The sequence below is a fragment of the Kribbella sp. NPDC051770 genome (genome assembly GCF_040681455.1).
In the GTDB taxonomy this organism is placed as follows: Bacteria; Actinomycetota; Actinomycetes; order Propionibacteriales; family Kribbellaceae; genus Kribbella.
Genome location: NZ_JBFAYT010000003.1, coordinates 637,063 through 661,688, shown reverse-complemented (window position 1 = coordinate 661,688; position 24,626 = coordinate 637,063). Strand labels below are relative to the sequence as shown.

At 70.2% G+C, this 24,626-nt stretch carries 26 protein-coding genes; 12 read left to right on the top strand and 14 right to left on the bottom strand.

From position 1 onward, the window contains the following. The first annotated feature begins 41 nt into the window (after positions 1-41). Entirely contained in the window at positions 42-1,235 is a 1,194-nt protein-coding gene (locus AB0M01_RS14560; RefSeq protein ID WP_363669332.1) for an MFS transporter, read from the top strand. Beyond that, positions 1,232-1,570 carry a GNAT family N-acetyltransferase gene (locus tag AB0M01_RS14555; RefSeq protein WP_363669330.1) on the top strand — a complete coding sequence of 113 codons (339 nt, stop codon included), beginning with the start codon at positions 1,232-1,234 and terminating at the stop codon, positions 1,568-1,570. The genes AB0M01_RS14560 and AB0M01_RS14555 overlap by 4 nt, the downstream gene beginning before the upstream one ends. On the opposite strand, the gene AB0M01_RS14550 is transcribed toward AB0M01_RS14555, so the two are convergent. Together AB0M01_RS14550 and AB0M01_RS14545 are read right to left on the bottom strand one after the other, a co-directional pair. Beyond that, positions 1,567-2,583: a hypothetical protein gene (locus AB0M01_RS14550; protein ID WP_363669328.1), complete on the bottom strand. Its 1,017-nt coding sequence runs from the start codon at positions 2,581-2,583 to the stop codon at positions 1,567-1,569. The genes AB0M01_RS14555 and AB0M01_RS14550 overlap by 4 nt on opposite strands. Then, a complete protein-coding gene (locus AB0M01_RS14545; RefSeq protein ID WP_363669326.1) occupies positions 2,580-3,116 on the bottom strand; it encodes a GNAT family N-acetyltransferase in 537 nt (178 codons plus the stop codon). The genes AB0M01_RS14550 and AB0M01_RS14545 overlap by 4 nt, the downstream gene beginning before the upstream one ends. A gap of 128 nt (positions 3,117-3,244) precedes the next feature. On the opposite strand from AB0M01_RS14545, the gene AB0M01_RS14540 reads away from it, so the two are divergent. Further along, the gene (locus tag AB0M01_RS14540) at positions 3,245-4,006 is read left to right on the top strand and encodes a GNAT family N-acetyltransferase (protein WP_363669324.1); all 762 of its coding nucleotides are present in this window, start codon (positions 3,245-3,247) and stop codon (positions 4,004-4,006) included. 11 nt (positions 4,007-4,017) lie between these two features. Further along, a complete protein-coding gene (locus AB0M01_RS14535) occupies positions 4,018-4,653 on the top strand; it encodes a TetR family transcriptional regulator C-terminal domain-containing protein (RefSeq protein WP_363669322.1) in 636 nt (211 codons plus the stop codon). Here the strand turns inward: AB0M01_RS14535 and AB0M01_RS14530 are convergent. After that, positions 4,634-5,257 carry a TetR/AcrR family transcriptional regulator gene (locus tag AB0M01_RS14530; protein WP_363669320.1) on the bottom strand — a complete coding sequence of 208 codons (624 nt, stop codon included), beginning with the start codon at positions 5,255-5,257 and terminating at the stop codon, positions 4,634-4,636. The two genes, AB0M01_RS14535 and AB0M01_RS14530, sit on opposite strands and share 20 nt — an antisense overlap. 117 nt (positions 5,258-5,374) lie before the next feature. Between AB0M01_RS14530 and AB0M01_RS14525 the strand changes: the two genes are divergently transcribed. After that, entirely contained in the window at positions 5,375-5,677 is a 303-nt protein-coding gene (locus tag AB0M01_RS14525; protein ID WP_363669318.1) for a DUF427 domain-containing protein, read from the top strand. Between the two features lie 32 nt (positions 5,678-5,709). Continuing rightward, complete coding sequence (locus tag AB0M01_RS14520; RefSeq protein ID WP_363669316.1) at positions 5,710-6,273, top strand: uracil-DNA glycosylase family protein; 564 nt, start codon at positions 5,710-5,712, stop codon at positions 6,271-6,273. 70 nt (positions 6,274-6,343) lie between these two features. On the opposite strand, the gene AB0M01_RS14515 is transcribed toward AB0M01_RS14520, so the two are convergent. Continuing rightward, on the bottom strand, positions 6,344-6,562 hold the full coding sequence (locus AB0M01_RS14515; RefSeq protein ID WP_363669314.1) for a hypothetical protein: 219 nt from the start codon (positions 6,560-6,562) through the stop codon (positions 6,344-6,346). A 147-nt stretch (positions 6,563-6,709) separates the two neighbouring features. Here AB0M01_RS14515 and AB0M01_RS14510 point away from each other — a divergent pair, with 147 nt between their 5' ends. Further along, positions 6,710-8,287 carry a DHA2 family efflux MFS transporter permease subunit gene (locus tag AB0M01_RS14510; RefSeq protein ID WP_363669312.1) on the top strand — a complete coding sequence of 526 codons (1,578 nt, stop codon included), beginning with the start codon at positions 6,710-6,712 and terminating at the stop codon, positions 8,285-8,287. Next, positions 8,287-8,658 carry a DUF1398 family protein gene (locus AB0M01_RS14505; RefSeq protein WP_363669310.1) on the top strand — a complete coding sequence of 124 codons (372 nt, stop codon included), beginning with the start codon at positions 8,287-8,289 and terminating at the stop codon, positions 8,656-8,658. The genes AB0M01_RS14510 and AB0M01_RS14505 overlap by 1 nt, the downstream gene beginning before the upstream one ends. Here the strand turns inward: AB0M01_RS14505 and AB0M01_RS14500 are convergent. Genes AB0M01_RS14500 through AB0M01_RS14460 form a run of 9 tightly spaced genes read right to left on the bottom strand, consistent with a single transcriptional unit; the run spans position 8,655 to position 19,413 of the window. Then, positions 8,655-10,088, bottom strand: coding sequence for an amidase (locus AB0M01_RS14500; protein ID WP_363669308.1), 1,434 nt, complete (start codon positions 10,086-10,088; stop codon positions 8,655-8,657). The two genes, AB0M01_RS14505 and AB0M01_RS14500, sit on opposite strands and share 4 nt — an antisense overlap. Before the next feature lie 58 nt (positions 10,089-10,146). Further along, positions 10,147-10,830 carry a GntR family transcriptional regulator gene (locus AB0M01_RS14495; RefSeq protein ID WP_363669306.1) on the bottom strand — a complete coding sequence of 228 codons (684 nt, stop codon included), beginning with the start codon at positions 10,828-10,830 and terminating at the stop codon, positions 10,147-10,149. Positions 10,831-10,864: 34 nt separating this feature from the next. After that, positions 10,865-12,169, bottom strand: a complete 1,305-nt coding sequence (locus AB0M01_RS14490; RefSeq protein WP_363669304.1) for an alpha/beta fold hydrolase — start codon at positions 12,167-12,169, stop codon at positions 10,865-10,867. Between the two features lie 29 nt (positions 12,170-12,198). Beyond that, positions 12,199-13,971, bottom strand: coding sequence for a gamma-glutamyltransferase family protein (locus AB0M01_RS14485; RefSeq protein WP_363669302.1), 1,773 nt, complete (start codon positions 13,969-13,971; stop codon positions 12,199-12,201). Positions 13,972-13,989: 18 nt separating this feature from the next. Further along, complete coding sequence (locus tag AB0M01_RS14480; RefSeq protein ID WP_363669300.1) at positions 13,990-15,012, bottom strand: oligopeptide/dipeptide ABC transporter ATP-binding protein; 1,023 nt, start codon at positions 15,010-15,012, stop codon at positions 13,990-13,992. Beyond that, positions 15,005-16,003, bottom strand: a complete 999-nt coding sequence (locus AB0M01_RS14475; protein WP_363669298.1) for an ABC transporter ATP-binding protein — start codon at positions 16,001-16,003, stop codon at positions 15,005-15,007. Before AB0M01_RS14475 ends, AB0M01_RS14480 begins: the two co-directional genes overlap by 8 nt. Continuing rightward, complete coding sequence (locus AB0M01_RS14470) at positions 16,000-16,905, bottom strand: ABC transporter permease (RefSeq protein ID WP_363669296.1); 906 nt, start codon at positions 16,903-16,905, stop codon at positions 16,000-16,002. Before AB0M01_RS14470 ends, AB0M01_RS14475 begins: the two co-directional genes overlap by 4 nt. Then, positions 16,902-17,855 carry an ABC transporter permease gene (locus tag AB0M01_RS14465; protein WP_363669294.1) on the bottom strand — a complete coding sequence of 318 codons (954 nt, stop codon included), beginning with the start codon at positions 17,853-17,855 and terminating at the stop codon, positions 16,902-16,904. Before AB0M01_RS14465 ends, AB0M01_RS14470 begins: the two co-directional genes overlap by 4 nt. 4 nt (positions 17,856-17,859) lie before the next feature. Next, positions 17,860-19,413, bottom strand: coding sequence for an ABC transporter substrate-binding protein (locus AB0M01_RS14460; RefSeq protein ID WP_363669292.1), 1,554 nt, complete (start codon positions 19,411-19,413; stop codon positions 17,860-17,862). A gap of 176 nt (positions 19,414-19,589) precedes the next feature. On the opposite strand from AB0M01_RS14460, the gene AB0M01_RS14455 reads away from it, so the two are divergent. From AB0M01_RS14455 to AB0M01_RS14445, 3 genes are all read left to right on the top strand, one after another. Beyond that, a complete protein-coding gene (locus AB0M01_RS14455) occupies positions 19,590-20,348 on the top strand; it encodes a class I SAM-dependent methyltransferase (RefSeq protein WP_363669290.1) in 759 nt (252 codons plus the stop codon). A 128-nt stretch (positions 20,349-20,476) separates the two neighbouring features. Then, complete coding sequence (locus AB0M01_RS14450; RefSeq protein WP_363669288.1) at positions 20,477-21,040, top strand: sigma-70 family RNA polymerase sigma factor; 564 nt, start codon at positions 20,477-20,479, stop codon at positions 21,038-21,040. A gap of 20 nt (positions 21,041-21,060) precedes the next feature. Then, positions 21,061-21,795, top strand: coding sequence for a lipoate--protein ligase (locus tag AB0M01_RS14445; protein ID WP_363669286.1), 735 nt, complete (start codon positions 21,061-21,063; stop codon positions 21,793-21,795). A gap of 6 nt (positions 21,796-21,801) precedes the next feature. On the opposite strand, the gene AB0M01_RS14440 is transcribed toward AB0M01_RS14445, so the two are convergent. Then, complete coding sequence (locus tag AB0M01_RS14440) at positions 21,802-22,683, bottom strand: aminoglycoside phosphotransferase family protein (RefSeq protein WP_363669476.1); 882 nt, start codon at positions 22,681-22,683, stop codon at positions 21,802-21,804. A 303-nt stretch (positions 22,684-22,986) separates the two neighbouring features. Here AB0M01_RS14440 and AB0M01_RS14435 point away from each other — a divergent pair, with 303 nt between their 5' ends. After that, positions 22,987-24,621 (top strand): glycosyl hydrolase family 8, encoded by a 1,635-nt coding sequence (locus tag AB0M01_RS14435; protein WP_363669284.1) that lies wholly within the window; start codon positions 22,987-22,989, stop codon positions 24,619-24,621. Positions 24,622-24,626: the final 5 nt, after the last annotated feature.

Sequence of the window (24,626 nt, the reverse complement as noted above, 5' to 3'; positions counted from 1 at the left end):
CTCGACGCTCATCACCGGGAGTTCCGGACTGGGGAGCGTGCATGCAAAAACTGATGGCCGGGCCGCTGCGGCTGGCGTTCGTCTCGGCGGCGGCGTCGCTGACGGCGGCGTTCGTGGCGTCGGCGGCGCCGGTGCCGTTGTTCAACACCTACCGCGCCGAGGAAGGGTTCACGAACGCCGACATCTCGCTGACGGTCGTCGTGTACGACCTGCCGACGCTGGCGGCACTGCTGATGACGGGCCGGCTGTCCAACCACCTCGGCCGCCGGCCGACCGCGCTCGCCAGCTTGACGATGCTCGTGCTCGGCTGCCTGCTGCTGCTGAACGTGCACGACGTCGCCACGCTGCTGGCCGGTCGCTTCCTGATGGGCCTCGGCGCGGGCCTGGCCAGCAGCAACGTCACGGCGTACGTCGTCGACGCCGCGCCGAGCCGACCGGCCTGGCTTGCCTCGGTCGCGTCGAGCCAGACGCCGATGCTCGGCCTCGCACTCGGTGCGATCACGTCCGGCGCGCTGGTCGAGTTCGCGCCCTGGCCGCGGCACCTGATCTACCTGATCGCCGTCGCGCTTCTGCTGCTGTGCGCCGTACTGATCGTGCTCAGCCCGGAGACCGTCCCAGCAACGCCCGGCGCCTGGCGATCGCTGCGGCCCAGCGTTCGCGCACCGGCCCGGATCAGGCGGTTGCTGCCCGTCGCGGCGGCCGTGTTCCTGTCGACCTGGGCGACCGGCGCGTTCTACCAAGCGTTCGTCCCCGCCCTGGTCGAGGACCAGCTGCACACCAGCAGCTCGCTCGTCCTCGGCCTGGTCCTCGCCGCCTACATGGGCCCGAGCGCGCTCGGCGCTCCGCTCGGCGGCCGCTTCTCCCCCGCGACCGCGCAGCGCCTCGGCATGACCGCGTTCCTGATCGGGATGACCGGCGTCGTGACCGCGATCGCCACCGGCACGCTCGCGCTGTTCTTCGCCGCCACGATCGTCGCGGGCGCGAGCCAGGGCATCGCGATCAGCGCCGCCACCCGCGGCCTGCTGGCCGGCAGCACCGCCGCCGAGCGGGCGCCGATCTTCAGCGTGATCTACCTGATCTGCTACAGCGCCGCCGCGTTCCCGAGCCTGATCTCCGGCCAGCTCTCCCGGACGTTCTCGCTGCCGCAGCTGGCCGTCGGGTACGGCGTACTGGCGTTGCTTGCCACACTGTTCACCGTGCTCGCCGCACGCAATCCCGAAGGGGAGATCCGATGACCACCGAGAACCTGATCGACAACCTCGACCAAGGCCGCTTCGAGCTGCACCGCGACGGCGCGCTGGTCGGCTGGCTCTACTACACGCACCTGCACCCGAACCGGTACGCCCTCCAGCACACCGAGGTCGACCCGGGCCACCAGCACCAGGGCGTCGCGGGCGCGATGGTGCGCCGGGTTCTCGACGAGGTCCGCACGCGGGAGGGCACGATCACGGCCATCTGCCCGTTCGTCGCCGACTTCCTCACCCGCACGACCGAGTACGCCGACCTGGTCGACCCGCGGCACCCCGGTTACCCGGACCGGGCCACCGCCGAAGCCGCCCGGCGAAGCTAGGACCGGCGGCGCTCGGCCACCTTGTGCTGGTGCGGGCGCAGGACGGTGATCCCGCGCTCCGCCATGGCCGCGACCGTGTAGCCGCTCGCGTGCCAGTCGCGCACCGGTCCCCCGGCGAGCTGCTCGAGCTCACTGTGGGTCTGCGGCAACCACCGCGGCCGCCCGTACGGTACGTCGAAGCGGACGCGCTGGATCTGCCCTTCGATCTGCACCCACTCGTACGCGTCGCAGGCCGCTCCCCCGAGCACGTACTCGGCCACCACGGCCGCGACCTCGCCGACCGAGTTGGTGATCGACTGTGAGCGGTTGTCGCTCAGCTCGCCGATCACCACAACGGGCGGCCGGCCGGAGGGCCGGAAGACGCGGACGTGGAACCTGCTCTCGTTCGCCATCCCCGGCATCCGCCACTGCAGGACGATTTCGGTGTCCAGCGTCGGCCCGTCCGCCTGGCCGGCGCCGGACGCGATGGTGAGCTTCGCGACCTGCCGGGACAACTCGTCGAGCAGGACGGCCGCCTCGCCGAGCAGAGCTGCGGCGGACTCGGCCGCCCCTCTCTGCCCTTCGGGACCGACAACCACCCCGCCCTCCAGGTTCGCGAGCACCGGCTCGGTCGCGTAGGCAACAACACGAGCCAGCGATGCACTCACCCGCGAGGCCTCCTGCAGCGCCGCCGCCGCGTCCGCCGGCCAACCGCGGTCGATCCCACCCGACGCGAACGCGCTCACACTCGTCAGCTGATCCAGCCGCGCCGCCGCATGCCTCAGCTCCTCCCCCGCATCCGGCCGGCCGTCCCGCGCCACCGGCGCACCCCCGACCCGGGCCGAAGCATCCGCCCGTACGACGTACGCCAGCTCCTCGCCAACGAGCTCCCGCAACCGCAGCCCCAACCCCGGCCGCTCGTGCCCCGGGTCCTGCACCACCAACTCAGCGGCGACCGCCCCCGCGCTCCCCTGATCGAGGCTGTCCACCCAGCACCGGAAGGCGTCGAAGACGTCCCGCAGGTAGTCGCTCACGCATCCAGCTCCGCCCCACGGATCCGGTACACCTGCATCGTCAGCCCGTAGTACTTGTCGGTCTCCCCGACCCACTCCATCCCCAGCCGCCGCGCGGTCGCGCACGCGCGCAGGTTCTGCGGCCGCGCCACCGCGAAGATCTCGTCGATCGACCCGTTCTCGAACGCCCACCGCATCAACGCCCGGCTCGCCTCGGTCGCGTAGCCGTGCCCCCACGCCGACGGCTTGAGATGCCAGCCGATCTCGAAGTCCTCCTCGTACGGCGGCAGCAGGCTCAGCACCAGCCCGCCGACGACCTCACCGCTCGCCCGATCCACCACCGCCCACCGCCCGGCCGGCGTCACCAGGCGCTTGCCCTCCTCGATCCACGCCCGTAGCACCAGCCGCATCGTCGCCTTGTTCGGCACCTGGCCCAACGCCGGCGCCAGCCAGCGCGCCACCTCGATCGCGCCGAAGATCGCCAGCGCGTCCTCCGCGTCGGCCTCGGTCCACTCCCGGATCTCCAACCGGTCGCTGCCGGTGAGCACTGCCATCGCTACCGTCCTGTTCCTCGAAGAGGCCGATCCAGTCCAGAATCCGCCCCTGATCCTCTGCGCTACAGTATCGCTTTGGATGGACGATATAGTCCATTACGGACAGTGTGAGACGAAAGAGGGCAGCAATGGCCGAGCAGGATCCCCGGCCCGACGGGACGGGCTTCCACCTGGCCGGCGGCGAGCTGACGGCGACCGGTTCCGCGGAGCAGACGCTCGCGGTCGACCAGCCGGTCGACTTCAGCGTGACCGCCGCGCCGTTCGGCGGCGCCGAGCCGCACGTCGTACTGGCGAGCTGGAGCACGGCTGTCGATCTCGGCGGCGTACGGGCGGACGACGGCCGGATCGTGCTGCCGCTGCGAACGCAGCCGCTGATGCTCAACTCGCTCCCCCGGACCGTGCGCGTGCGGCTGCAGACGGCGGCCGGACTGCACGACACCGAGGGGATCTGGCAGGCAACGCTGCATTTCCAGAACGCCGCCGGAGCGGGCCTGACCTGGCAGGCCGGCCTCCCGGCGGAAGCCTTCGGGGACGGCTGGGAAGCTCCGCTCGCCGACCTCCTGACCTTCCGGAACGCGCCCGCGTCCGAAGGCGTTCACGGCGTCAGCGTCGTCCACCACGCCGACGCCGAGTACTACGAGCTGCTCGTCGACGGACAGCGCGCCGGGATCCTCGTCTACCACGCGATCGGCGAGAGTCTGTCGATCACCCACACGGTCATCGACCCGGCCTACCGCGGGCAAGGCCTGTCCTGGGTGCTGGTCCGGCACGCGCTCGACGACCTGCGCAAGCGGCCCATCACCGTGTCGAACTTCTGCGCGGTCGTGAGCCGGTTCGTCGAGAAGAACCCCGAGTACGGCGAGCTGTTCGCCGTACGGCGGCCGGCCTGATCGCCGGCGCTGTGGACACCCGGACGCGGATCGTCGACGCCGCCGCGACGCTGTTCTACGTCAACGGCGTCGGCTCGACGACGCTGGACGCCGTACGGACCGCGAGCGGCGCGAGCGGGGCGCAGCTGGACCAGCACTTCCCGGACAAGACGGCGTTGATCCATGCGGTGATCGACGTGCAGTCGCGCGCGGTGCTCGCCCGGGAGGAAGGGCGCCTGGCAGAGGTGCGAACGCTCGCCGGGCTGCGGCGGTGGCGGGATGCGCTGATCGAGTCGAACACCCGGCAGGACGGGTCGTACGGGTGTGCGCTCGGGGCGATGTCGACCGAGCTGTCGGACAAGGACGAGCGGTCCCGTACGGCGCTGGCGCAGGCGTTCGGGGACTGGCAGCAGCTGCTGGTCGACACGTTGGTGCGGCTGCGCGATCTCGGGATCCTCGCGGCGGAGGTCGATCCGCTCAAGCTCGGGACGGGGCTGCTGGCGGCGTTGCAGGGCGGGTACGTGCTCGCGCAGAACGCCCGCAACTCACGCCCGATGGCGGACGCACTGGACATGGCCCTCGACCGCATCGGATCGTTCAGCGAGCGGCGACCGACGGCGACGGGCGGGGTGGCGCGAGCCGGCGAGACTACTTCGCGTGGGCTCTGACCGAGTCCATCGCCAGCTCGAGCGCCACCTGCATCGGGCCGGGATCGCGAGCCGCCTGCGCGAGCACGTAGCCACCCTGGATCGCGGCCATCATCCCCGTGGCCAGCGTCCCTGGATCAGCGTCCTCGGCGAGCGTCCCGTTGGCCTGCATCCGCTTGAGCACCCCGGCGAGCAGCGAGATCCACGTCGTCAGGTGCGCGTCCAGATCGATCCGCGCCGCCTCGTCCTGGTCCGACAGCTCGGTCGACAGCGACCCCAGCTCGCACCCCATCGCTCCGCGCCGCGCGGTCACCCGCTGCAGGATCGCCCGGCACCAGCGATCGAGCCCGCTGAACGAGTCGATCCGGCCCAGCACCTGCTCCTCGCGCTCGATGATCCGGTTCCCGCGCAGCGCGATCACCGCCTGGAGCAGCGCGCTCTTGTCGGGGAAGTGCCGGTAGAACTGCGACTTGCTGGTGCCGCTGGCCGCGGTCACGTCGTCGAGCGTGGTCGCGGTCGCACCCCGCAGCGCCATCAGCTCGTCGGCCGAGGCCACGATCCGGGCACGCGTCGCCGCCCCCCGGGCGGTCAGCCGGCGGTCGAGATCGTTCGTTGTCTCGGGCACACAAAGAGCTTATCGGGGCGGGACCTCGATTTCCGCCGCCTCCGCCGCCCGGGCCGGTAAGACCGGCCCCCGGCGGCGACACAGACCCCTGCGAAGACAGCTACCGAAAGGACCACCGTGCGCGCGACGATCGACGGCGTTCTCCTCGCCGACGCGGACCCGCAACACCTGATCACCATCGAGGGGAACTTCTACTTCCCGCCGGACTCCCTGACCATCGGCACGCTGCAGGAGAGCCCCACGCCGTACGTCTGCCCGTGGAAGGGCCGAGCGCACTACTACAGCGTCGAGACCCCGCACCGCGAGCACCGCGACGCCGCCTGGTGCTATCCCCAACCCAGGCGATCGGCGATCGAGACGGTCGGGCACGATTTCACCGGGTACGTCGCGTTCGACACGACCCGCGTCGTCATCGAGTGAGTCCTGGTCCGTCCCTGTCCTTCGGAGGCCGCGTGCTGCGTGCGGAGATCACCAACCACCCGTCGAACGCGTGGGCGGTCGAGCGCGGGTACGAACCGATCTACACCGCGTCCCCGCGGTCGCGGATCGTGGTGATCGGGCAGGCGCCGGGCCGGCTCGCGCAGGAGAGCCGGATCCCGTGGAACGACGCCAGCGGCGTGAAGCTGCGGCAGTGGATGGGGGTCACCGACGCGCAGTTCTACGACCCGGACACGATCGCGCTGCTGCCGATGGACTTCTACTACCCCGGTAAGGCCGCCCACGGCGATCTGCCGCCGCGGCCCGACTTCGCTCCGCTGTGGCACCCGCGGCTGCTGGCGCTGATGCCGGAGCTGCGGCTCACGATCCTGATCGGGAGCTACGCGCAGAAGTACTACCTGGGGGCGACGGCGAAGAAGAACCTGACCGAGACCGTGCGCGCCCACGGCGAGTACGCGCCGGAGCGGATTCCGCTGGTGCACCCGTCGCCGCTGAACTTCCGCTGGCAGGCGAAGAACCCGTGGTTCGAGACCGACGTGCTGCCCGCGCTGCGCACGCTGGTTGCCGCCGCGCTCTGACGCTTCAGCGCAGGTCGCGCCGTACGGCGACGTGCCGGCTCAGGCCGGCGCCGTACGGCGACCTGACGGCTCAGGCCGGGTCGTTCCGCAGCGCGGCCAGCAGGCCCTCCGCGTTCTCCGCGCACGCTGCGCAGCCGGCCAGGTGGGCCGCGACGCCGGGGTAGCGCTCGGCGGCGTCCGCCGCGGGCAGTTCGGCGTACAGGTGCAGGACGGCCGACGTCGCTGCGCAGCCGGCGTCGCGCGGGTCGGTGGCCAGGAAACGCTCGAGCGCCTCTCCCGGCTCGGTCATGGCTTCCCCCTGTCTGCTGTTGACTGTTGGTGGTCGTCCGACTGCGGATCTTACGTACCCCGCGGGCTGGCGCGGAATGTGCTCGTCGAGGCCCTGGTTCGCGCGTATGGTCGGTGGCGGATCAGCTCCAGCTCAGGGGGAACCACGATGAGCCAGCCGGCACCGCAGACCGAGTACCCGGACGAGATCGACGCAGCCGTCCTGAAGATCGCGGGGGTGGTGGTGCTCGGCGCCATCATGTCGATCCTCGACATCACGGTGGTCAACGTCGCGCTGCCGACGTTCCAGGACGAGTTCGGGACGGCGGACGGGCCGATCGCGTACTCGCACGTCGCCTGGACGGTGACGGCGTACACGCTCGCGCTGGCGACCGTGATCCCGCTGACCGGGTGGGCCGCCGACCGGTTCGGCACCAAGCGGCTCTACATGACCGCGGTCCTGCTCTTCACCGCCGGCTCCGCGCTCTGCGCGACCGCGACCAGCATCGACATGCTGATCGGGTTCCGGGTCCTGCAGGGGCTCGGCGGCGGCATGCTGATGCCGCTCGGGATGACGATCATGACCCAGGCCGCCGGGCCGCGCCGGATGGGCCGGCTGATGGCGATCCTCGGCGTCCCGATGCTGCTCGGGCCGATCCTGGGCCCGATCCTCGGCGGCTGGCTGATCCAGGTCGCGAGCTGGCACTGGATCTTCCTGATCAACCTGCCGCTCGGCGTCGCCGCGCTGATCTACGCCTGGTTCGCGCTGCCGAAGGACCAGCCGCACCGGTCGGAGTCGCTGGACGTGCTCGGCCTGGCGCTGATGTCGCCCGGGCTCGCGCTGTTCCTGTTCGGCGTCTCCTCCCTGCCCGCCGAAGGCGGCGACTTCGGGGCGCCACGGGTGTGGGTGTCGGTGCTGGCCGGCGTCCTGCTGATGGGCGCGTTCGTCTGGCACTCGTTCCGGCCCCAGCACCCGCTGCTCGACCTGCGGCTGTTCCACGACCGCAACCTGACGGTCTCGATCATCACGATGTTCCTGTTCGCGGCCGCGTTCTTCGGCGGGCTGCTGCTGGTCCCGACGTACTTCCAGCAGATCCGCGGCGAGTCCACGCTGCACGCCGGGCTGCTGGTCGCGCCGCAGGGTCTCGGCGCGATGGTGACGATGCCGATCGCCGGGCGGCTGGTCGACAAGATCCCGGTCGGCCGGATCGTGCCGGTCGGGATCGGGCTGATCGTGGTCGGGATGTTCGGCCTGACCCAGATCACCGCGACCACGCCGTACCCGTTGATCATCGCGATGCTGGTCGTGATGGGTTTCGGGATGGGCGGCACGATGATGCCGCTGTTCACCACCGCACTGCGCACCCTGTCCGGCTCCCAGGTCGCGCGCGGCTCGACCCTGCTCAACATCACCCAGCAGATCGCGTCGTCGTGCGGCGTCGCGACGATGTCGGTGATCCTGACCAACCGGCTCAACGACTCCCCGATCATCCCCGGCACCCAGCAGATCCCCGGGGCCGGCGAGGGCCTGCGGGAGACCCAGGCCGCGATCCTGTCCAACACCCGCCCGGAGAACGTCGCGCCGCTGCACCTCGACCCGGCGGCGATCGCCCGCGGCCTGGTCGACGCCGCCACGTCGTTCTCCCACACCTACTGGGTCGCCTGGGCGCTCGTCGCCCTCACCCTCGTCCCGGCCCTGATGCTCCCCCGCAAGCACCAGGCGCTGTCGAAGTCGGTGATCGACTGATGTTCACGCTCGCCCAGATCGACGAGATCCACGACTCGCTCGGCAAGGCCGACTCGCTCCCGGCGTACCTGCGGGCGCTGAACGCGATCGGCGTCCGGACCTCCGACTCGTACCTCACCGACGGCCACACCGACCACCACGGCGTGGACGGGCACACCGTCAGCACGCCACCGGCGCACGAGACCTACGAGGTCGCGCCCACCGCCGACCCCGGCCGCGTCGCGGAGGCCCTGCAGATCTCCGACTACTTCGAGATGTCCAAGGCGCTGGCCGCGTGCGGTGTCGAGAAGTGGACCTTCGACACCACCGCCCTGACGCTCACGTACTACGACAAGGCCGGCAACCAACTCCTGCAGGAAGCGCTCGGCTAGTCAGCGAGCAGCTCGGCGAGGCGGAGCGGCGTACGGTCCTCGAACATCGGACCGACGAGTTGGACACCCACCGGCAAGCCCTCCGGCGAAAGACCTGTTGGTACGGCGGTTGCCGGAAGCCCCGGCATGGTGGCGAGGCCGGCCCACACGAGCTGGTCGAAGTACGGGTACTCGGCGCCATCGATGGTGAGGCGCCGGCCGAGGATGTTCGGGTCGTGGTCGTGCGGGAAGGCGGGGGTCGGCGTGATCGGGCTGACCACGACGTCGTACTCCGCGAACAGCTGACGCCACAGATGCCGGTGGTGCTCACGGCGCGCGGTGACCGCCAGCCAGTCGCGATGGGTGAGAACCATGCCGCGCAACCGTGTCGCGTCGAGCGTCTGGTCGTCGGGGCTGAGCGCGGCCGCGCGGGTGCGCAGGTCGTCGTACGCCTCGACAGGGAAGGCCGCGGCCGAGCCCGAGAACAGCAGCGTCATGTAGAGCTGCGCCGCCTCGGTCAGGTCGGGGAGCAGCGGGCTGTGGTGGTGATCGACGCGAGCGCCACCGGCGGCCAACGCGTCGGCGATCCGCTGAACGCCCGCCCGTACGGCGGTCCCGGTCGGGATCAGCGGGTGGTCCTCGATCACCAGGACGCGGTAGTCGGACAGCCGCTCGTGGCGCGCGGCCGGCAGCCGTACGTCGTACGCGACGCCGCCGGTCAACGGATCCGGCCCGGCCATCACATCGAGCAGCAACGAGAGATCGCGCGCACTCCGCGCCATCGGCCCGACGACCGCGAGGTCGAGATCGACCGGCAGCGCCGGGGACGGCGGCGCGACCATCCCGCGGGTCGCCGCGAGCCCGAGCGTCGGCTTGTGCGCGTAGATCCCGCAGAAGTGCGCCGGCGTCCGCAGCGACCCGGCGAGGTCCGACCCGATCGACAGCGCGCCGAACCCGCAGGCCAGCGCCGCCGCCGAGCCGCCGGACGAGCCGCCCGACGTACGGCTGCGGTCCCACGGGTTGTTCGTCGTCCCGTAGAGCGCGTTGAAACTCTGGATGTCCTGCAGCCCGACCGGCACGTTGGTCTTCCCGAGCACCACCGCGCCCGCCGCCTTCAACCGCGCAACCTGTACGGCGTCCTCAGCAGGCACGTAGTCGGCGTACTCCGCCCGGCCCCATGTCGTCGGCAGCCCGGCGACGTCGTACGACTCCTTCACCGTCACCGGAATCCCGAGCAGCGGCTCGACCGACCCACGGGCCCGCGCCTCGTCGGCGCGCAGCGCGTCGGCCCGCGCCCGCTCGAAGTCCGGCACACAGATCGCGTTGACCGAAGCGTCGTCCTGCTCGATCCGGGCGATCGCCTCGTCGGTCAGCTCGACCGAGCTCACCTCACCCGCACCCAGCGCGGCCAGCAGCTCTTCAGCGGTCGGGAACTTCTTCTCCGTGAACATGGAAAAGACCGTAAAGGCCCCTCACCGGAGCCATAAAACCCGATTTCCCGCAACAGCTTCAGCCGTTGGTCTGGCCCGTCTTCCAGATGTCGATCGAGTGCCCGATGTGGCGCCGGGCAACGGCTTCGGCCGCGGCACCGTCACCGGACTCGATGTGGTCGATCAGCTCGTGGTGCTCGCGGGCCGACTCGCTGAGGACACCCGCGTCGGCCAAGGTCAACAGTCCGTACATCCGCGTCCGCCGCCGCAGCGACGTCGCGAGCTCCTCCAGGAACGGGTTCCCGGCGTGCTCGAGGATCAGCGCGTGCAGGTCGCGATCGGTCACCAGGTAGGTCTGCAGGTCCTCCTGCTCGGCCGCCAGAACGTTGCGGTCGGCAATGGTTCGCAGCTCGGCGATCGCGGCCGCCGGGACGTGCCCGGCGACCCGCGCGACCGTCGGCGGCTCGATCAGCAGCCGGACCTCGGTCAGGTTCATCAGCTCCTGGTCGGTCACCGTGGTGACCCGGAAGCCCTTGTTCTTCATCGTCTCGACCAGGCCCTCCCGGGCCAGGTCCATCATCGCCTCGCGGACCGGGGTGGCGCTGACGCCCAGCTGCGCACCGAGGGCCGGCGCGGACACCACGGTGCCCTCCTTCAGCTCGCCGGTGATGATCGCGGTGCGCAGCTTCTCGACGACCGTCTCGCGCAGGTTGAGGCTGCGGCCGAGCGGCGCGAGCGTGGATCGGGGCTGGGACTGCATCATGCGCCCAGTATCCTCGCCGCGCCGCCCCGCGAGGTCATCCGGCCTCCGGCCGGTCGCCCAACGGTCCGCCCCGCTCGGCGAGCCGTTCCACCAGGTACGGGAACACCTTGCCCGAGCCGATCCCGTCGTGCTCGAACTCGTTGGTCACCCACGCGTGCAGGTTCCCCACCGCCGCCGCGGTCTCCAGCTGCAGCCCCGAGTCGACGTACATGTCGTCGAAGTAGACCGCCGCCGCGACCGGCACCTCGTTGGCCGCGAGCCGGTCGAGGTCGTACAGCGGCGACCACTCCGTACGCCGGGCCAGCAGCTCCACCGCGCCCCGGAACGGCACCAGCGCGCGGATCTCCTCGAACATCCAGGGAAACATCATCTCGCCGGTCAGCAGCAGCGGCCGCGCATCCTCCGCGAACTCAGGATGAAGCGAGCGCTCGGCCTCCGCGGCCCACGCGGCCGGGCCGTTCGGACCGTGCCCGTAGATGGACTCCTGCAACGCCGCGAACAGCGGGTCGTCGGCGTACGACGACCGCGCCCACACCTGCGCGAGGAACGTGTCCGACAGCTCGTCACCGGCGAACGCCTCGTCGACCAGGTAGTGCATCCGCTCGAACCCGGGCTTCATCCCGTAGTCGATGCCGAGCGTCTGGAACCGCCGTACGGTCAGCCGATCGCCGTCCGGCAGCCGTACGTCGTCGGCGGTGAGCTTGTCGGCGATCCGCGCCATGGTGTCCACGTGGTGCGGGTAGCGCGCGTAGAACTCCCGGTTCTTCGCCGCCGTCCGCGGATACGTCCGCCGGTAGACCTCCGCAGCGTCCGGATGCACCGACGCGAGCCCGCCCGTCACGTAACAAGCAGCGAGCGCCTCAGGCGCCTGCGACAGGTAGGTCAGCGTGAGGAACCCGCCGAAGCTCTGGCCCAGCGTGCTCCACCGCCGCCCGCCGAACGACTCCTTCCGCAGCTGCTCGGCGTCGCGCACGATCGAGTCGGCCCGGAAGCACGCCAGGTACGCCGCCCGCGCCGCGTCGTCCGGCAACCCGTCCATCGTCGAGCCCTGGATCCTGCTCGACCGTCCGGTCCCGCGCTGGTCCAGCAGGATCACGCGGTGCGTGCGCAGCGCCTCGGCGACCCACCCGTCACGCGTGACCGGCCGCGGGCTCTTGCCGCCCGGACCGCCTTGCAGGTAGACGAGCAGCGGCAGGTCCTCCCCCGCACGCACCGGATCGACCAGCTCGCGGGCGAACACCGCGATGCTGCCCGGCAGCGTTCCACTCCAGTCGAGCGGGACGCTGACCACGTGCTCGGTGACCCGCATCCCCGGAATCGTGTACTGCGCTCCGATCATGACCCCTCACCCTTCTGGTCTGTCCCACGTCAGCGTCCCGCAGCGTAGGCCTGAGCGCCGCGCGCGTTCGCGGCACCGCGCAGCCAGCCGTCCTCGCGCGCCACCGCGCTCGTCCGGCCGATGCCCCACCCGTCCTGCACCTCGATCAGGTGACCGCGCCGGCGCAGCTCGTCGAGCACCGCGCCGTCGTACCGGTCCTCGATCAGCAGGTGACCGGGGTGCGTGTCGCGCGGGTAGAACGAGTTCGGCATGTGGATCGAGTGGAAGTCGGGGAAGTCCAGCGCCTGCTGGAGATTCATCCCGCCGTGCACCACGTTGAGGAAGAAGTGCAGCGGCCACTGGTCCTGGAAGTCGCCGCCCGGCGTACCGAAGGCGAGCCAGGGCTTCCCGTCGCGCAACGCGAACGACGGCGACAGCGTGGTCCGCGGCCGGGCGCCGGGACGCAGCGAGTTGGGCAGGCCGTCCTGCGCCCAGAACATCTGCCCGCGCGTGCTCAGGCAGAAGCCCAGCCCCGGGATCGTCGGCGAGGCCTGGAACCAGCCGCCGCTCGGTGTCGCGGAGATCATCATCCCGTTCTGGTCGGCGACATCCAGATGACAGGTGTCGCCCCTGGTCTCACCGGTCGATGCGACGGTCGGCTCGCCCGCGCCCGCGACGAAGCCCTCGGGAGCGTCCGGGTAGCGCGGCATCACCGGGACGCGCCCGCCCGGACTGCCAGGAACGAGCTCGAGCGAAGCGGTGTCGCCGATCAGCGCGCGCCGCGCGTCGTTGTAGGAGTCGGAGAGCAGCTCGGTCAGCGGTACGTCGGTGAACCGCGGGTCGCCGTACCAGGCCTCGCGGTCGGCGAACGCGAGCTTCGACGACTCGACGATCGTGTGCACCCAGTCGGCCGACCCGGGTTTCATCGACTCCAGGTCGAACCCCTTCAGCAGCGCCAGCTGCTGCAGGAACACCGGTCCCTGGCCCCACGGCCCTGTCTTGCAGACCGTGTAGGAGCCGTAGTCGTACGTCGTGGGCTCCTCGACCGTCGCTTCCCAACCGGCCAGGTCGTCGGCCCGCAGGTAGCCGCCGTTCGCCCGGCCGGAGGTGTCCATCACCTCCGCCGTCGAGCAGTACGCATCGATGGCCTCGGCAACGAATCCCCGGTACCAGGAGTCCAGCGCACCCTGGATCTGCACCTCGCGCGACGATCCAGCGGCCTTCGACTCGTCGACGATCCGCCGGTACGTCGCCGCCAGCTCGGGCCGGTGGAAGATGCTCCCCGCTGCCGCGACCGTGCCGTCGGGCAGCCAGGTCTGCGCCGACGTCGGCCAGTGCTCCTCGAACATCTCCTTGACCGTCTCGATCGCGGCCGAGACTCCCGGCAGGACCGGGTGCCCGTGCTCGGCGTAGTGGATCGCCGGCTCGAGGACGTCCTCGACCGACCACGTTCCCCAGCGCCGCAGCAGCTCCATCCAGGCACCGAACGACCCCGGTACGACGACCGGGAGCAGCCCGGTCCCCGGCATCAGGTCGAGCCCGAGACCGGCGAGCGCGTCCGTACTGATCCCGGCCGGCGCGACGCCCTGGCCGCACACGACCGACACGTCGGCGTCACCGCCGCCGTGCACGAGGATCGGGACATCGCCGCCGGGGCCGTTGAGGTGCGGCTCCACCACCTGGAGGACGAACCCCGAGGCGACGGCCGCGTCGGCCGCGTTGCCACCTCGTTCGAGCACGCTCATCCCGGTGGCCGTCGCGAGCCAGTGCGTACTGGCCACCATCCCGACGTTGCCCACCAGTTCGGGACGCGTCTGCACCATGCGTTGTTCCTTTCTCGATCAGGCTGAGTGTCGGGCTGCGGTCGTGAGATCCGGTCCGCCGTCGGGGGTGACCAGGTGGCACGCCACTTCATGCGTTGGCGACGTCACCCCGGCCAGCGCCGGTACGTCGACCCGGCAGCGGTCGACAGCGACCGGGCACCGCTGGTGGAACGAGCAGCCCGGGACGACCACCGACTGACTCGGCAGGTCACCGCCGAGCACGATGCGGTCCCGGGTCCTGACGTTCGCCGGGTCGGCCGCGGGTGCGGCGGCGAGCAAGGCTTGCGTGTACGGGTGCTGCGGGTTGCGGAACAACTCCTCGCGGCTCGCGGTCTCGACGATCCGGCCGAGGTACATCACCGCGATCCGGTCGCTGATGAACTCGACCACCGAGAGGTCGTGGGTGATGAACAGGCATGAGAACCCCAGATCCTTCTGCAGATCCAGCAGCAGGTTGAGGATCGAGGCCTGCACCGACACGTCGAGCGCCGACACCGGTTCGTCGGCGACGACGAACTTCGGGTTGAGCACCAGCGCTCGCGCGAGCGCGACGCGTTGGCGCTGGCCGCCGGACAACTCGTGCGGGTAGCGGCTGCGCATCTCCTCGCGCAGCCCCGCCTTCTCCAGCATCTCCCCCACCATGCGCCGCCGCTCGGCGCCGCGGGCGACTCCGTGCTGGCGCAGCGGCTCGGCGACGATGTCGCCGATCGTCATCCGCGGGTTGAGCGACGAGTACGGGTCCTGGAAGACCATGTGGATGTCGCGGCGGCGCGGCCGCATCTGGCCGCGGCTCAGCTCGGAGATGTCCTCGCCGAGCAGCTTGATCGTGCCCGAGGTCGGCTTGATCAGCCGCGCGATCGCCTTCCCGACCGTCGACTTACCACTTCCGGACTCCCCCACCAGACCGAGCACCTCACCCGGCCGAACTGTGAGGCTGACGTCCTCGACCGCACGGACGAGCTGACCACGCCGGCCGATCTGGCCCTTGCCCCGGTAGTGCTTGACGAGGTTCTCGACCTCGAGGACCGGTGCGTCACTCATCGGCGACCTTCCCTTCGGTACGGCGTTGTCCCGGGTGGTAGCAGGCGACCGCGTGCAGCGGCAGCACGTCAGCGAAGCTCGGCCGCGCCGTACCGCACTCGGCGGTCGCTCGCGAGCAACGCGCCGCGAACTGGCACTCGTCCGGGTCCGAGGTCGGCGGTGGCACCAGCCCCGGGATCTCAGTCAGCCGGCGCCGCCCGTCCCGCTCGACCGCGCGCCCGGGCAGCGCGCCGAGCAGCCCGTGCGTGTACGGGTGCTGCGGCTCCGCGAACAGGCTCGCGGTCGGCGCCTGCTCGACCCGCCGGCCGGAGTACATCACCAGAACCCGGTCGGCGACCTCGGCCACGACCCCGAGGTCGTGCGTGATCAGAACGACGGCCGTGCCGAGCGTGTCACGCAGGCGGCGGATGACGTCCAGGATCGCGGCCTGGATGGTCACGTCGAGCGCGGTCGTCGGCTCGTCGGCGATCAGCACCTTCGGGTTGCAGGCCACGGCGATCGCGATCATCACCCGCTGCCGCATGCCGCCGGACAGCTCGTGCGGGTAGGCCTTCGTCCGGTTCCGCGCGTCCGGGATGCCGACGAGCTCCAGCAGCTCGACCACCCGTTCGCGGACCTCGCGCGCGGGCAGGTTCTCGTGCACCTTGATCACCTCGGCGACCTGCCGGCCCACCGTGTACGCCGGGTTCAGCGAGGTCATCGGCTCCTGGAAGACGACCGAGATCTCCTTGCCGCGCACCTTCTGCATCTCGCGCTCGGACAGCGTCGCGAGGTCGACGCCGTCCAGGCTGATCTTGCCGCCGATCCGGGTCCCGGGCTCGAGCAGTCGCGGAACGGCCATCGCGGTGACCGACTTGCCGCAGCCGGACTCGCCGACCAGCGCGACGATCTCGCCGGGCTCGAGGTCGAACGAGACGTCCTTGACCGCGATCACGGTGCCGCCTTCGGTGTCGAACTCGACCCGCAGGCCGGCGACTTCGAGCAGACTCATCGTTTGCCCCTCGGGTCCAGGACGTCACGCAGACCGTCGCCGAGCAGGTTGAAGCCGAGCGTCGCGAGAGCGATCGCGATCCCCGGTACGACGGCCAGCAGCGGGTCCTGGGTGAGGAACTGCTGCGCGCCGGTGAGCATCGTGCCGAACGACGGCGTCGGCGCCTGGACGCCGAGGCCCAGGAAGCTCAGCGCCGCCTCGCCGATGATCGCGCCCGGGATCGCCACGGTGGCGTTCACGATCAGCACGTTCACCAGGTTGGGCAGGATGTAGCGGCCCATGATCGCGACGTCGGTCGCGCCGTCGGCGACGGCCGCGTCGACGAACTCCTGCCTGCGCAGAACCATCGTCTCGCCGCGCACGATCCGGACCACCGACGGCACGTGCGAGACCGCCAGCGCGATGATCACGTTGCGCAGCGACGGCCCGAGGATGGCCGCCATCCCGACCGCGAAGATCAGGAACGGGAACGCCATCACCGTGTCGTTGAGGCGCATCAGCACCGAGTCGGTCCAGCCGCGGTAGTAGCCCGCGACCAGGCCGAGCGGGATGCCGACCAGCATCGAGAGCGCGGTCGCGAAGACGCCGGCCAGCAAGGAGACCTGGGCGCCGCTCGCGAGCCGCGCCACGACGTCGCGGCCGAGGTCGTCGGTGCCGAGCCAGTGCGCCGCCGACGGACCCGCGAACGTCTCGTTCAGGTTCTGCTGCGAGTAGTCCTGCGCCAGCAGCGGTCCGACCAGCGCCAGCAGCACGAACAGTACGACGAGCGCCAGCCCGCAGACGGCCATCTTCTTGGCCAGGAACCGGCGGACCAGGCGGCGGCCGCGCAACGCGCGCGGTGCCGGCTCGGCCGCAACCACAGGGGGCGCGACACCGACGCTGATCCGGTCCTTGATGCTCATTCGGTCTCTCCCGTCACGCGGAGCCGGGGGTTCAGGTAGGCGTAGGCGACGTCGACGAGCAGGTTCACCACGACGTACCCGACGACGGTGATCAGGACGGCGCTCTGGACCGCGGGGTAGTCGCGGTTCGTGACCGCGTTGACGACCAGGTTGCCGAAGCCCGGGATCACGAAGATCTGCTCGGTGATCACCGCGCCACTGATCAGGCCCGCGAGCTGGAGACCGACGATCGTGGTCAGCGTGGTCAGCGAGTTGCGCAGTGCGTGCGTCACCTCGGTCCGGTGCGGCACGCCCTTCGAGCGCGCCGTACGGACGTAGTCGGCCGACAGCTGGCCGAGCAGTGCCGAGCGGGTCTGGCGCATGATCACCGCGGACAGGCCGGTCCCGAGCACGAGCACCGGCATCACCATCCGGCGCAGGTTCTCGGCCGGGTCCTCGGCGAACCCCACGAAGCCGGACGCGGGCAGCCAATGCAGGGTGACCGCGAAGATCAGGATCGCCAGCAGGCCGAGCCAGAAGTGCGGCACCGAGAGCCCGAACAACCCGAAGCCGTTGGCGACGTAGTCCCGGATCGAGCCCGGCTTCACGGCCGACACGACGCCCGCGCTGATCCCGATCAGCAGGCCGACCAGCATCGCCAGGACCGCCAGCTCGATCGTCACCGGCAGCCGCTCGGCGACCAGCGAGGCGACCGGCACGCGGTACTGGGTCGAGGTCCCGAAGTTGCCCTGGGCAAGCTGTCCGAGCCAGGTCAGGTACTGCACCGGCAGGGACTTGTCGAAACCGTACTGCTGGTTGATCTGGGCGATCATCTCCGGTGTCGAGCTCTCCCCGGCCATCACCGTGGCCGGATCACCGGGGAGCGCCCGGACGCCGAGGAAGACCGCGATGCTGCCGAGCACCAGCGTGACAACCGTCGCGCCGGTGCGGCGGAGCAGGAAGCTTCCCATGCCGTCAGCCAACGCTCGCGGTCTTGAGGTACGGGATGCCGTTGGTGCGGTAGTCGATCCCGGTGACGTTCTTCGCGGTCCCCAGGAACCAGGTGTCGTGGTACAGGTAGATGTTCGAGCGGATGTCCGCGACCTTCTTCAGCGCCTCGGCGTACAGGGTCTTGCGCTGGGCGTTGTCGTTGGTGCTGCCCGCCTTCTGGATCAGCGAGTCGACCTGGGGGTCGGCCAGCTCCGAGAAGTTGTTCGAGCCGCCGGTGGTCAGCAGGTCGTTGGTGTTGCCGTCCGGGTCGACCCGGCCCGACCAGCCGACGATGAACGCGTCCGCCTTGCCCGCCCGGGCGATCTGCAGCGCCGAGACCAGGTCGAGCTGCTTGATGTTGACCTTGAACCCGACCGCGCCGGCCATCGACTGCACGACCTGGGCCTCGCGCAACGCCACCGCGCTCGACGACGCCATCAGCTCGACCGGGACCGGCGTCGGGACACCCGAGGCCGCGACCAGCTTCTTCGCGCCCTCGACGTCGAACGGTGTGCACTCGACCTTGGTGTAGAACTCGCTCTGCACCGGCAGCGGGTTGCAGTCGGTGACCTTCGAGCCGCCCCAGACCGACTTGTTCAGCGCCTCACGGTCGATGCTCATCTCGAACGCCTTGCGCAGGTCCGCCGACTTCGACAGCGGCGTACCGATCGAGGGCGAGACGTTGATCGAGATGCCCTGGTAGGCGATCGTCTTCGAGGTCAGCGCCTCCAGGCCCGCACTCTTCAGCTTCTCCGCGTCGCTGGGCACGATGTGCTCGGCAGCGTTGATGTCACCGGACTGCAGGTTCGCGGTCGCCACCGACGAGTCGGTGATGAACTTGTACGTCACGCCGGCCAGCTTGACCTTGTCGGCGTCGTAGTAGTTCGGGTCCTTGACCAGCGCGATCTCGTTGCCCGCGACCATCGACTTGAACTTGAAAGGCCCCACGCAGGAAGGGTTCTTGCCGAAGTCGTCGCCCTCCTTCTGCAGCGCGGTCGGCGACATGATCAGCCCCGCACGGTCGGACAGCTGGGCGGCGAGCGGCGCCGAAGGACGCTTCAGCTTGAGCTGCACCGAGGTCGGGTCGACCGCCTTGACCGAGGCGACCGCCGAGAGCTCCTGGACGCGCGCCGAGCCCTTCTTGGTCAGGTTGCGCTCGAGCGTGGTCACGACGGCGGCCGCGTCGAACGGCGTACCGTCGGAGAACTTCACGCCCTGCTTGAGCTTGATGTCCATCGTCAGGCCGTCGGCGGAGATCTTGGGAGTCTCGGCCGCGAGCTGCGGGACGACCTTGAGGTTCGAGTCGACCGTGAACAGTCCCTCGCACATGCTGGAGAAGACCAGCCGGGCCGCGAAGGTGTTCGCGATCGTCGCGTCCAGGGAGTCGGGCGCGGTCGGGGTCGACATCACCAGCGTCCCGCCGGCGCCGCTGTCCCCCGCGGCGGCGGACCCCGTACTCGCCCCCGGCGTCGAACAGCCCGCGACGACGAGCGCCCCAGCCGCCGCGGCGGCTCCCAGAGCCTTGGAACGGATGCGCATGAAAGCTCCTCACCCAGGCCGGAACGGGGCTCCACAGCCTGCGGTATACGATATGTAAAATTACACATATCACATGCCACATGCCGATGGACATGGGAAGAGCTCGATGACTTTGCGGTCCCGGGCTGCCGAAAATGGCAGGCGTGCGGGGGTGCCGGGCTGTCAGGATGGCGCGCATGGTTGATCGCGCACTGAGCTTCGGGACCGTGGCCGAGACGTACGAGAAGTTCCGCCCCGGTTACCCCGCCGAGCTCCTCGAACTCGTCACGTCGTACGCCGGTCAGCCGCTGCGCACCGCGCTCGAAATCGGCGCAGGGACAGGGAAAGCGACCCGGATCTTCGCCCAGGCCGGCATCGCGGTGACGGCGACCGAGCCCGACGCGGCGATGCTCGCGGAGCTGCGCAAGCACCTGCCGTCGACCGTCACGCCGGTGCGGGCCGCCTTCGAGGAGCTGCCGCTCGACACGTCGTACGACCTGGTCTACTCGGCGGCCGCGCTGCACTGGACGAACCCCGACGGGCGCTGGGAGCGGATGTCCGCGCTCGTTCGGCCGGGCGGGGTCTTCACATCGTTCGGCGTACCGATCCAGCTCGCCGATCCCGCTCTGCAGGAGGCGGCCCGCGCCGCCCGTCTGCCGCATCTCGACGAGGACGGCGTTCCCTCCCCTGACGGCACCCCGGCCGACCGCCCGATGCAGTGGCCGGGGACGGAGCTCGAACAGTCCGAATGGTTCACCGACGTCCGGCAGGTCGTGGTCGACCGGCGCCTGACGATGAGCGCGGAGGACTTCATCGGGCACCTGTCGACGGTCTCGGCGTACGTGATGCTCACGGCCGACGCGCGCGCCGAGGTGTTCCGCCGGACGCTCGACGTCCTGCCGGAAACCGTCGAGGTGAACGCCGAGGTCACCGCGCACCTCGCCCGCCGCCGCTGACATCGCGGGGCAACACACCCCCTGCGGTGGCGGGTGAGCCGGGGCCGACGCAGTAGCCTTCCGTAACCTCGTGCCTACAGACCGTTGGGCTCGCAACCGGCCGACCCCGAACGGATCTCATGAACCCCGTGCCCGCACGCACGGCTGCCGCGGCATGCCCTGACGAGACCGAGGCCGCGATCCGGCGTGCGCAAGCCGGTGACGCCGAGGCGTTCGGCGAGCTGTACGACGTCTACTCCCCCGCGGTCTACCGCTACATCCGCTCCAAGGTCACCGCGATCCCGGTCGCCGAGGACCTCACCAGCGAGACGTTCGTCCGGGCGCTGCGGCGGCTCGACTCCTACACCGCACCCGGCGGCAACTTCATCGCCTGGCTCATGACCATCGCCCGCAACCTCATCCACGACCACCACCGCTCCGGCTGGCACCGGCTCGCCGAGGTCACCGACGAGATCGCCACCGGCGCCGACCTCGCCGCCGGGCCCGAGCAGACGACCTTGGCGACACTCGACGCCGAGCAGCTTCGCGAAGCCGTGGCGCAGCTGCCCGAGGACCACCGCGAGTGCATCGCGCTGCGGTACTTCACCGGACTGTCGATCGCCGAGACCGCGCAGGCGATGAACCGCAGCGAAGGCGCGATCAAGCAACTGCAGTGGCGGGCGACCCGGCGGCTGCGGTCCGCCCTCAGCTGAGCGTGCGGCACGATGTGCTCATGCAGGTGTTCTCAGGGCCGGTCGACGACGCGGCGATGGAGCTGGCCGTGGCCAACGCGCTCGTACGGCGTGCGTCGAGCGGCGACGTCGTCGACGCGATCCGGATCTACCGGCCGGCCTCGCCGGTGCTGGTGTTCGGGCGTCGCGACACTCGGCACGCCGGGTTCGCGGCCGCCGTACGGGCTGGGCGGGAGGCCGGTTTCGAGCCGCTCGTCCGCGCTGTCGGCGGACGGCCGGTGGCCTACACGTCCGAGGCGGTCGTGGTCGATCACGTGCGGCACGACGTACGGGCGACCGAGGACCACCAGCGACGTTTCGCCGACTTCGGGACCCAGTACGCCGACGCACTGCGCGATCTCGGCGTCGACGCGCGGGTGGGCGAGATCCCCGGCGAGTACTGCCCGGGGGCGCAGAGCATCAACGCCCGCGGAGCGGTGAAGCTGGTCGGGACCGCGCAGCGCGTCGTCCAGCGGGCTTGGCTTTTCAGCTCGCTCACGCTGATCGGCGACGACGAGCGGGTGCGCTCGCTGCTGACCCAGGTGTACGCGCATCTCGAACTGCCGCTCGACCCGGCGACGGTCGGCTCGGTCAGCACCGAGCGGCCGGACCTGACAGCGGCCGCGGTCGAGGAGCGTTTCCGGACGGTCTTCGCGCCCTCGGCAGCTTCGTCCGCGCTCGACGAGCCCACGCTCGAACTGGCCGCCGCGTTCGCCCCCGACCACCGGGTCAGCTGACCGCGCTCACTCCAGCAGCCGCTCGATCGTCCGCCGCCCCATGCTGCTCATCGTCGGGTTGCTCTCCAGGTAGTACCAGACCAGCCCGATCGCCTGCTCGAACGCCCAGGCCCTGCCGCGCTCCCACTCCAGGTCGTCAGACCCCAGCACCCGCCGCAGCACGTCCCGCGGCCCCGCGTCCAGGAGGTGCCACGCCCCCACCAGATCCAGCGCAGGATCAGCCGGCCCGAACCCACCCGTGTCGAGCACCCCACTGAGCCGGCCATCGGCAACCAGCACGTTGCCCGGGATCAGATCCCCGTGACTCATCACATCAGCGCTGGTCCGCGGCAACTCCCGAAACCCGCTCCACAGCGCACGCAAGCGCCGTACGTCGAGCAGCCCTTCACTCTCCGCCAGGCACTTCGCCACCCACTCGTCGTGATCGGCGATCTCCCCACCCCGGTTGTCCCCGCTGAACACCCGCCCCCGCGTGTCAGCTGCCCGCAGATCCCCGACGAACCCGGCCAGATCCTCGGCGAAGCCGACCGACCCACTCACGTCGACCTCAGAAGCAATTGCCCCCGGCAACCACGTCTGCACCGCCCAGGGCATCGGGTACCCCACCCCAGGCTTCCCCAACGCCACCGGCTCCGGCACCGGAAACCGCGAAACCCCAGCCAGCTCCGCACTGGCCTCCGCTTCCCGCTCCAGCACCGCCAGCACCGCGCCCGCATCCTTCAACCGCAACGGAAACCGAGCCGACAGCCCGTCCCCGATCCGGAAGATCGCATTCACCGTCCCACTGGACGGCAACAACCTAACCGGTTCACCGCTCCACTCCGGGAACTGCTCCCGCACCAACCCGGCCACCACCTCGGCGGTCACCTCGACCTGATCATCGTGCATCGTCACCCGCGTCAGTATCACGTCAACCGGCTTCGGGGGCGACCGAAATCTCGCTGAGGTCTTGCCGGGTCCGGGCCGTCCCTCTACTCTCGGTGACAACCGTTAGGAAAGTTTCCTAATAGTTGAACGTTTGCCAGGACCAGGTGGGACCGCCCACCCCCTGTTCCGGCCGCTTCCGCCCCCACCTTCTGTTCGCCTGCCCGGACGGTATTGGTCCAGGCTTCGGGAAAGCGGTTGCCGACCGGCCCCTGTGAGCTAGCCCGGACGACGGACGGAGAGTCGGCAGTGAGAAGAGTCAGAGCGATGAGCATGATCGGGATCGCGGCCGCGGTACTGGCCTCGGTGCTGGTACCGAGTACGGCGCAGGCCGCGGAAACCCTGTTGTCGCAGGGCAGACCGGCCACCGCTTCCTCGATCGAGGGATCCGGTTTCGAGGCGGCCAAGGCGGTCGACGGGAACGCGTCGAGCCGGTGGGCCTCGGTCGAGGGGCACGACCCGGAGTGGATCCAGGTCGACCTCGGCAGCGCCCAGCCGATCTCGCGGGTCAAGCTGACCTGGGAGGCGGCGTACGCGAAGTCGTACCAGGTGAAGATCTCGACCAACGGCACCAGCTGGACCGACGCGTTCACCACCACCAGCGGCAACGGCGCCACCGACGACCTGACTGTGTCCGGCACCGCGCGGTACGTCCGGGTCAACGGCACGGCGCGCGGTACGGCGTACGGGTACTCGCTGTTCGAGTTCCAGGTGTACGGCGGTGACGGCGGCCCGCCGCCGGGTGGCGGTGAGGGCGCGGTGCCGTTCGGCAGCCACACCATCCCGTACGCCGCCGGCATGCTCAAGCCGTCGGGCACGCAGGCGGCCAACGACGCCAAGGTGGTCGACTACTACCAGCGCTGGAAGGCCGCCTTCGTCCGCCAGAACTGCGGCAACGGCTGGTACCAGGTCATCTCCCCCGACGCCGACCACCCGTACGTCGCCGAGGCCCAGGGCTACGGCATGGTGATCGCCGCGACGATGGCCGGCGCCGACCCGGACGCGAAGAAGATCTTCGACGGCCTGGTCAAGTGGAAGCTCGACCACCCGTCCTCGGGCAACCCCGATCTGCTCGCCGCCGAGCAGGACACCGGCTGCCGCAGCGTCAACGGTGGTGACGCCGCGACCGACGGCGACATGGACGTCGCGTACGGGCTGCTGCTGGCCGACCGCCAGTGGGGAAGCGCCGGCACCTACAACTACAAGCAGCTCGCGATCAAGCACATCAACGCGATCAAGGCCTCCGAGATCAACCCGTCGACCAACCTGCTCAAGCTCGGCGACTGGACCAGCAACGGCGACCAGTACTACTACATCTCCCGGACGTCGGACTGGATGGTCGACCACTTCCGCGCCTTCAGGGCCGCCACCGGCGACAGCGCCTGGGACACCATCCGCAACGCCCACCAGACCTTGATCACCAATCTGCAGAACGGTTTCGCCTCCGGCACCGGGCTGCTGCCCGACTTCGTCGTCAACACCAACTCCTCGCCGAAACCCGCCCCGGGCCAGGTCCTGGAGGACCCGAACGACGGCCAGTTCTGGTGGAACGCCTGCCGTACGCCGTGGCGCGTCGGCGCCGACGCGGTCACCGGCGGCGACACCAAGTCGCTGACCGCGGCCCGCAAGCTGAACACCTGGATCAAGTCCAAGACCGGCGGCAACCCGAACCAGATCGCGATCGGCTACAAGCTCAACGGCACCCAGATCGACAGCGGCAGCGAGCCGGCCTTCTTCGCGCCGTTCGCGGTCACCGCGATGACGGACGCCGACAGCCAGGCCTGGCTCGACGCCCTGTGGAACAAGATGCTGACGACACCGATCGGCACCGACAGCTACTACTCGGCGAGCATCCAGCTCCAGGTGATGATCACCGTCACCCACAACCACTGGGTGCCCTAGATCGG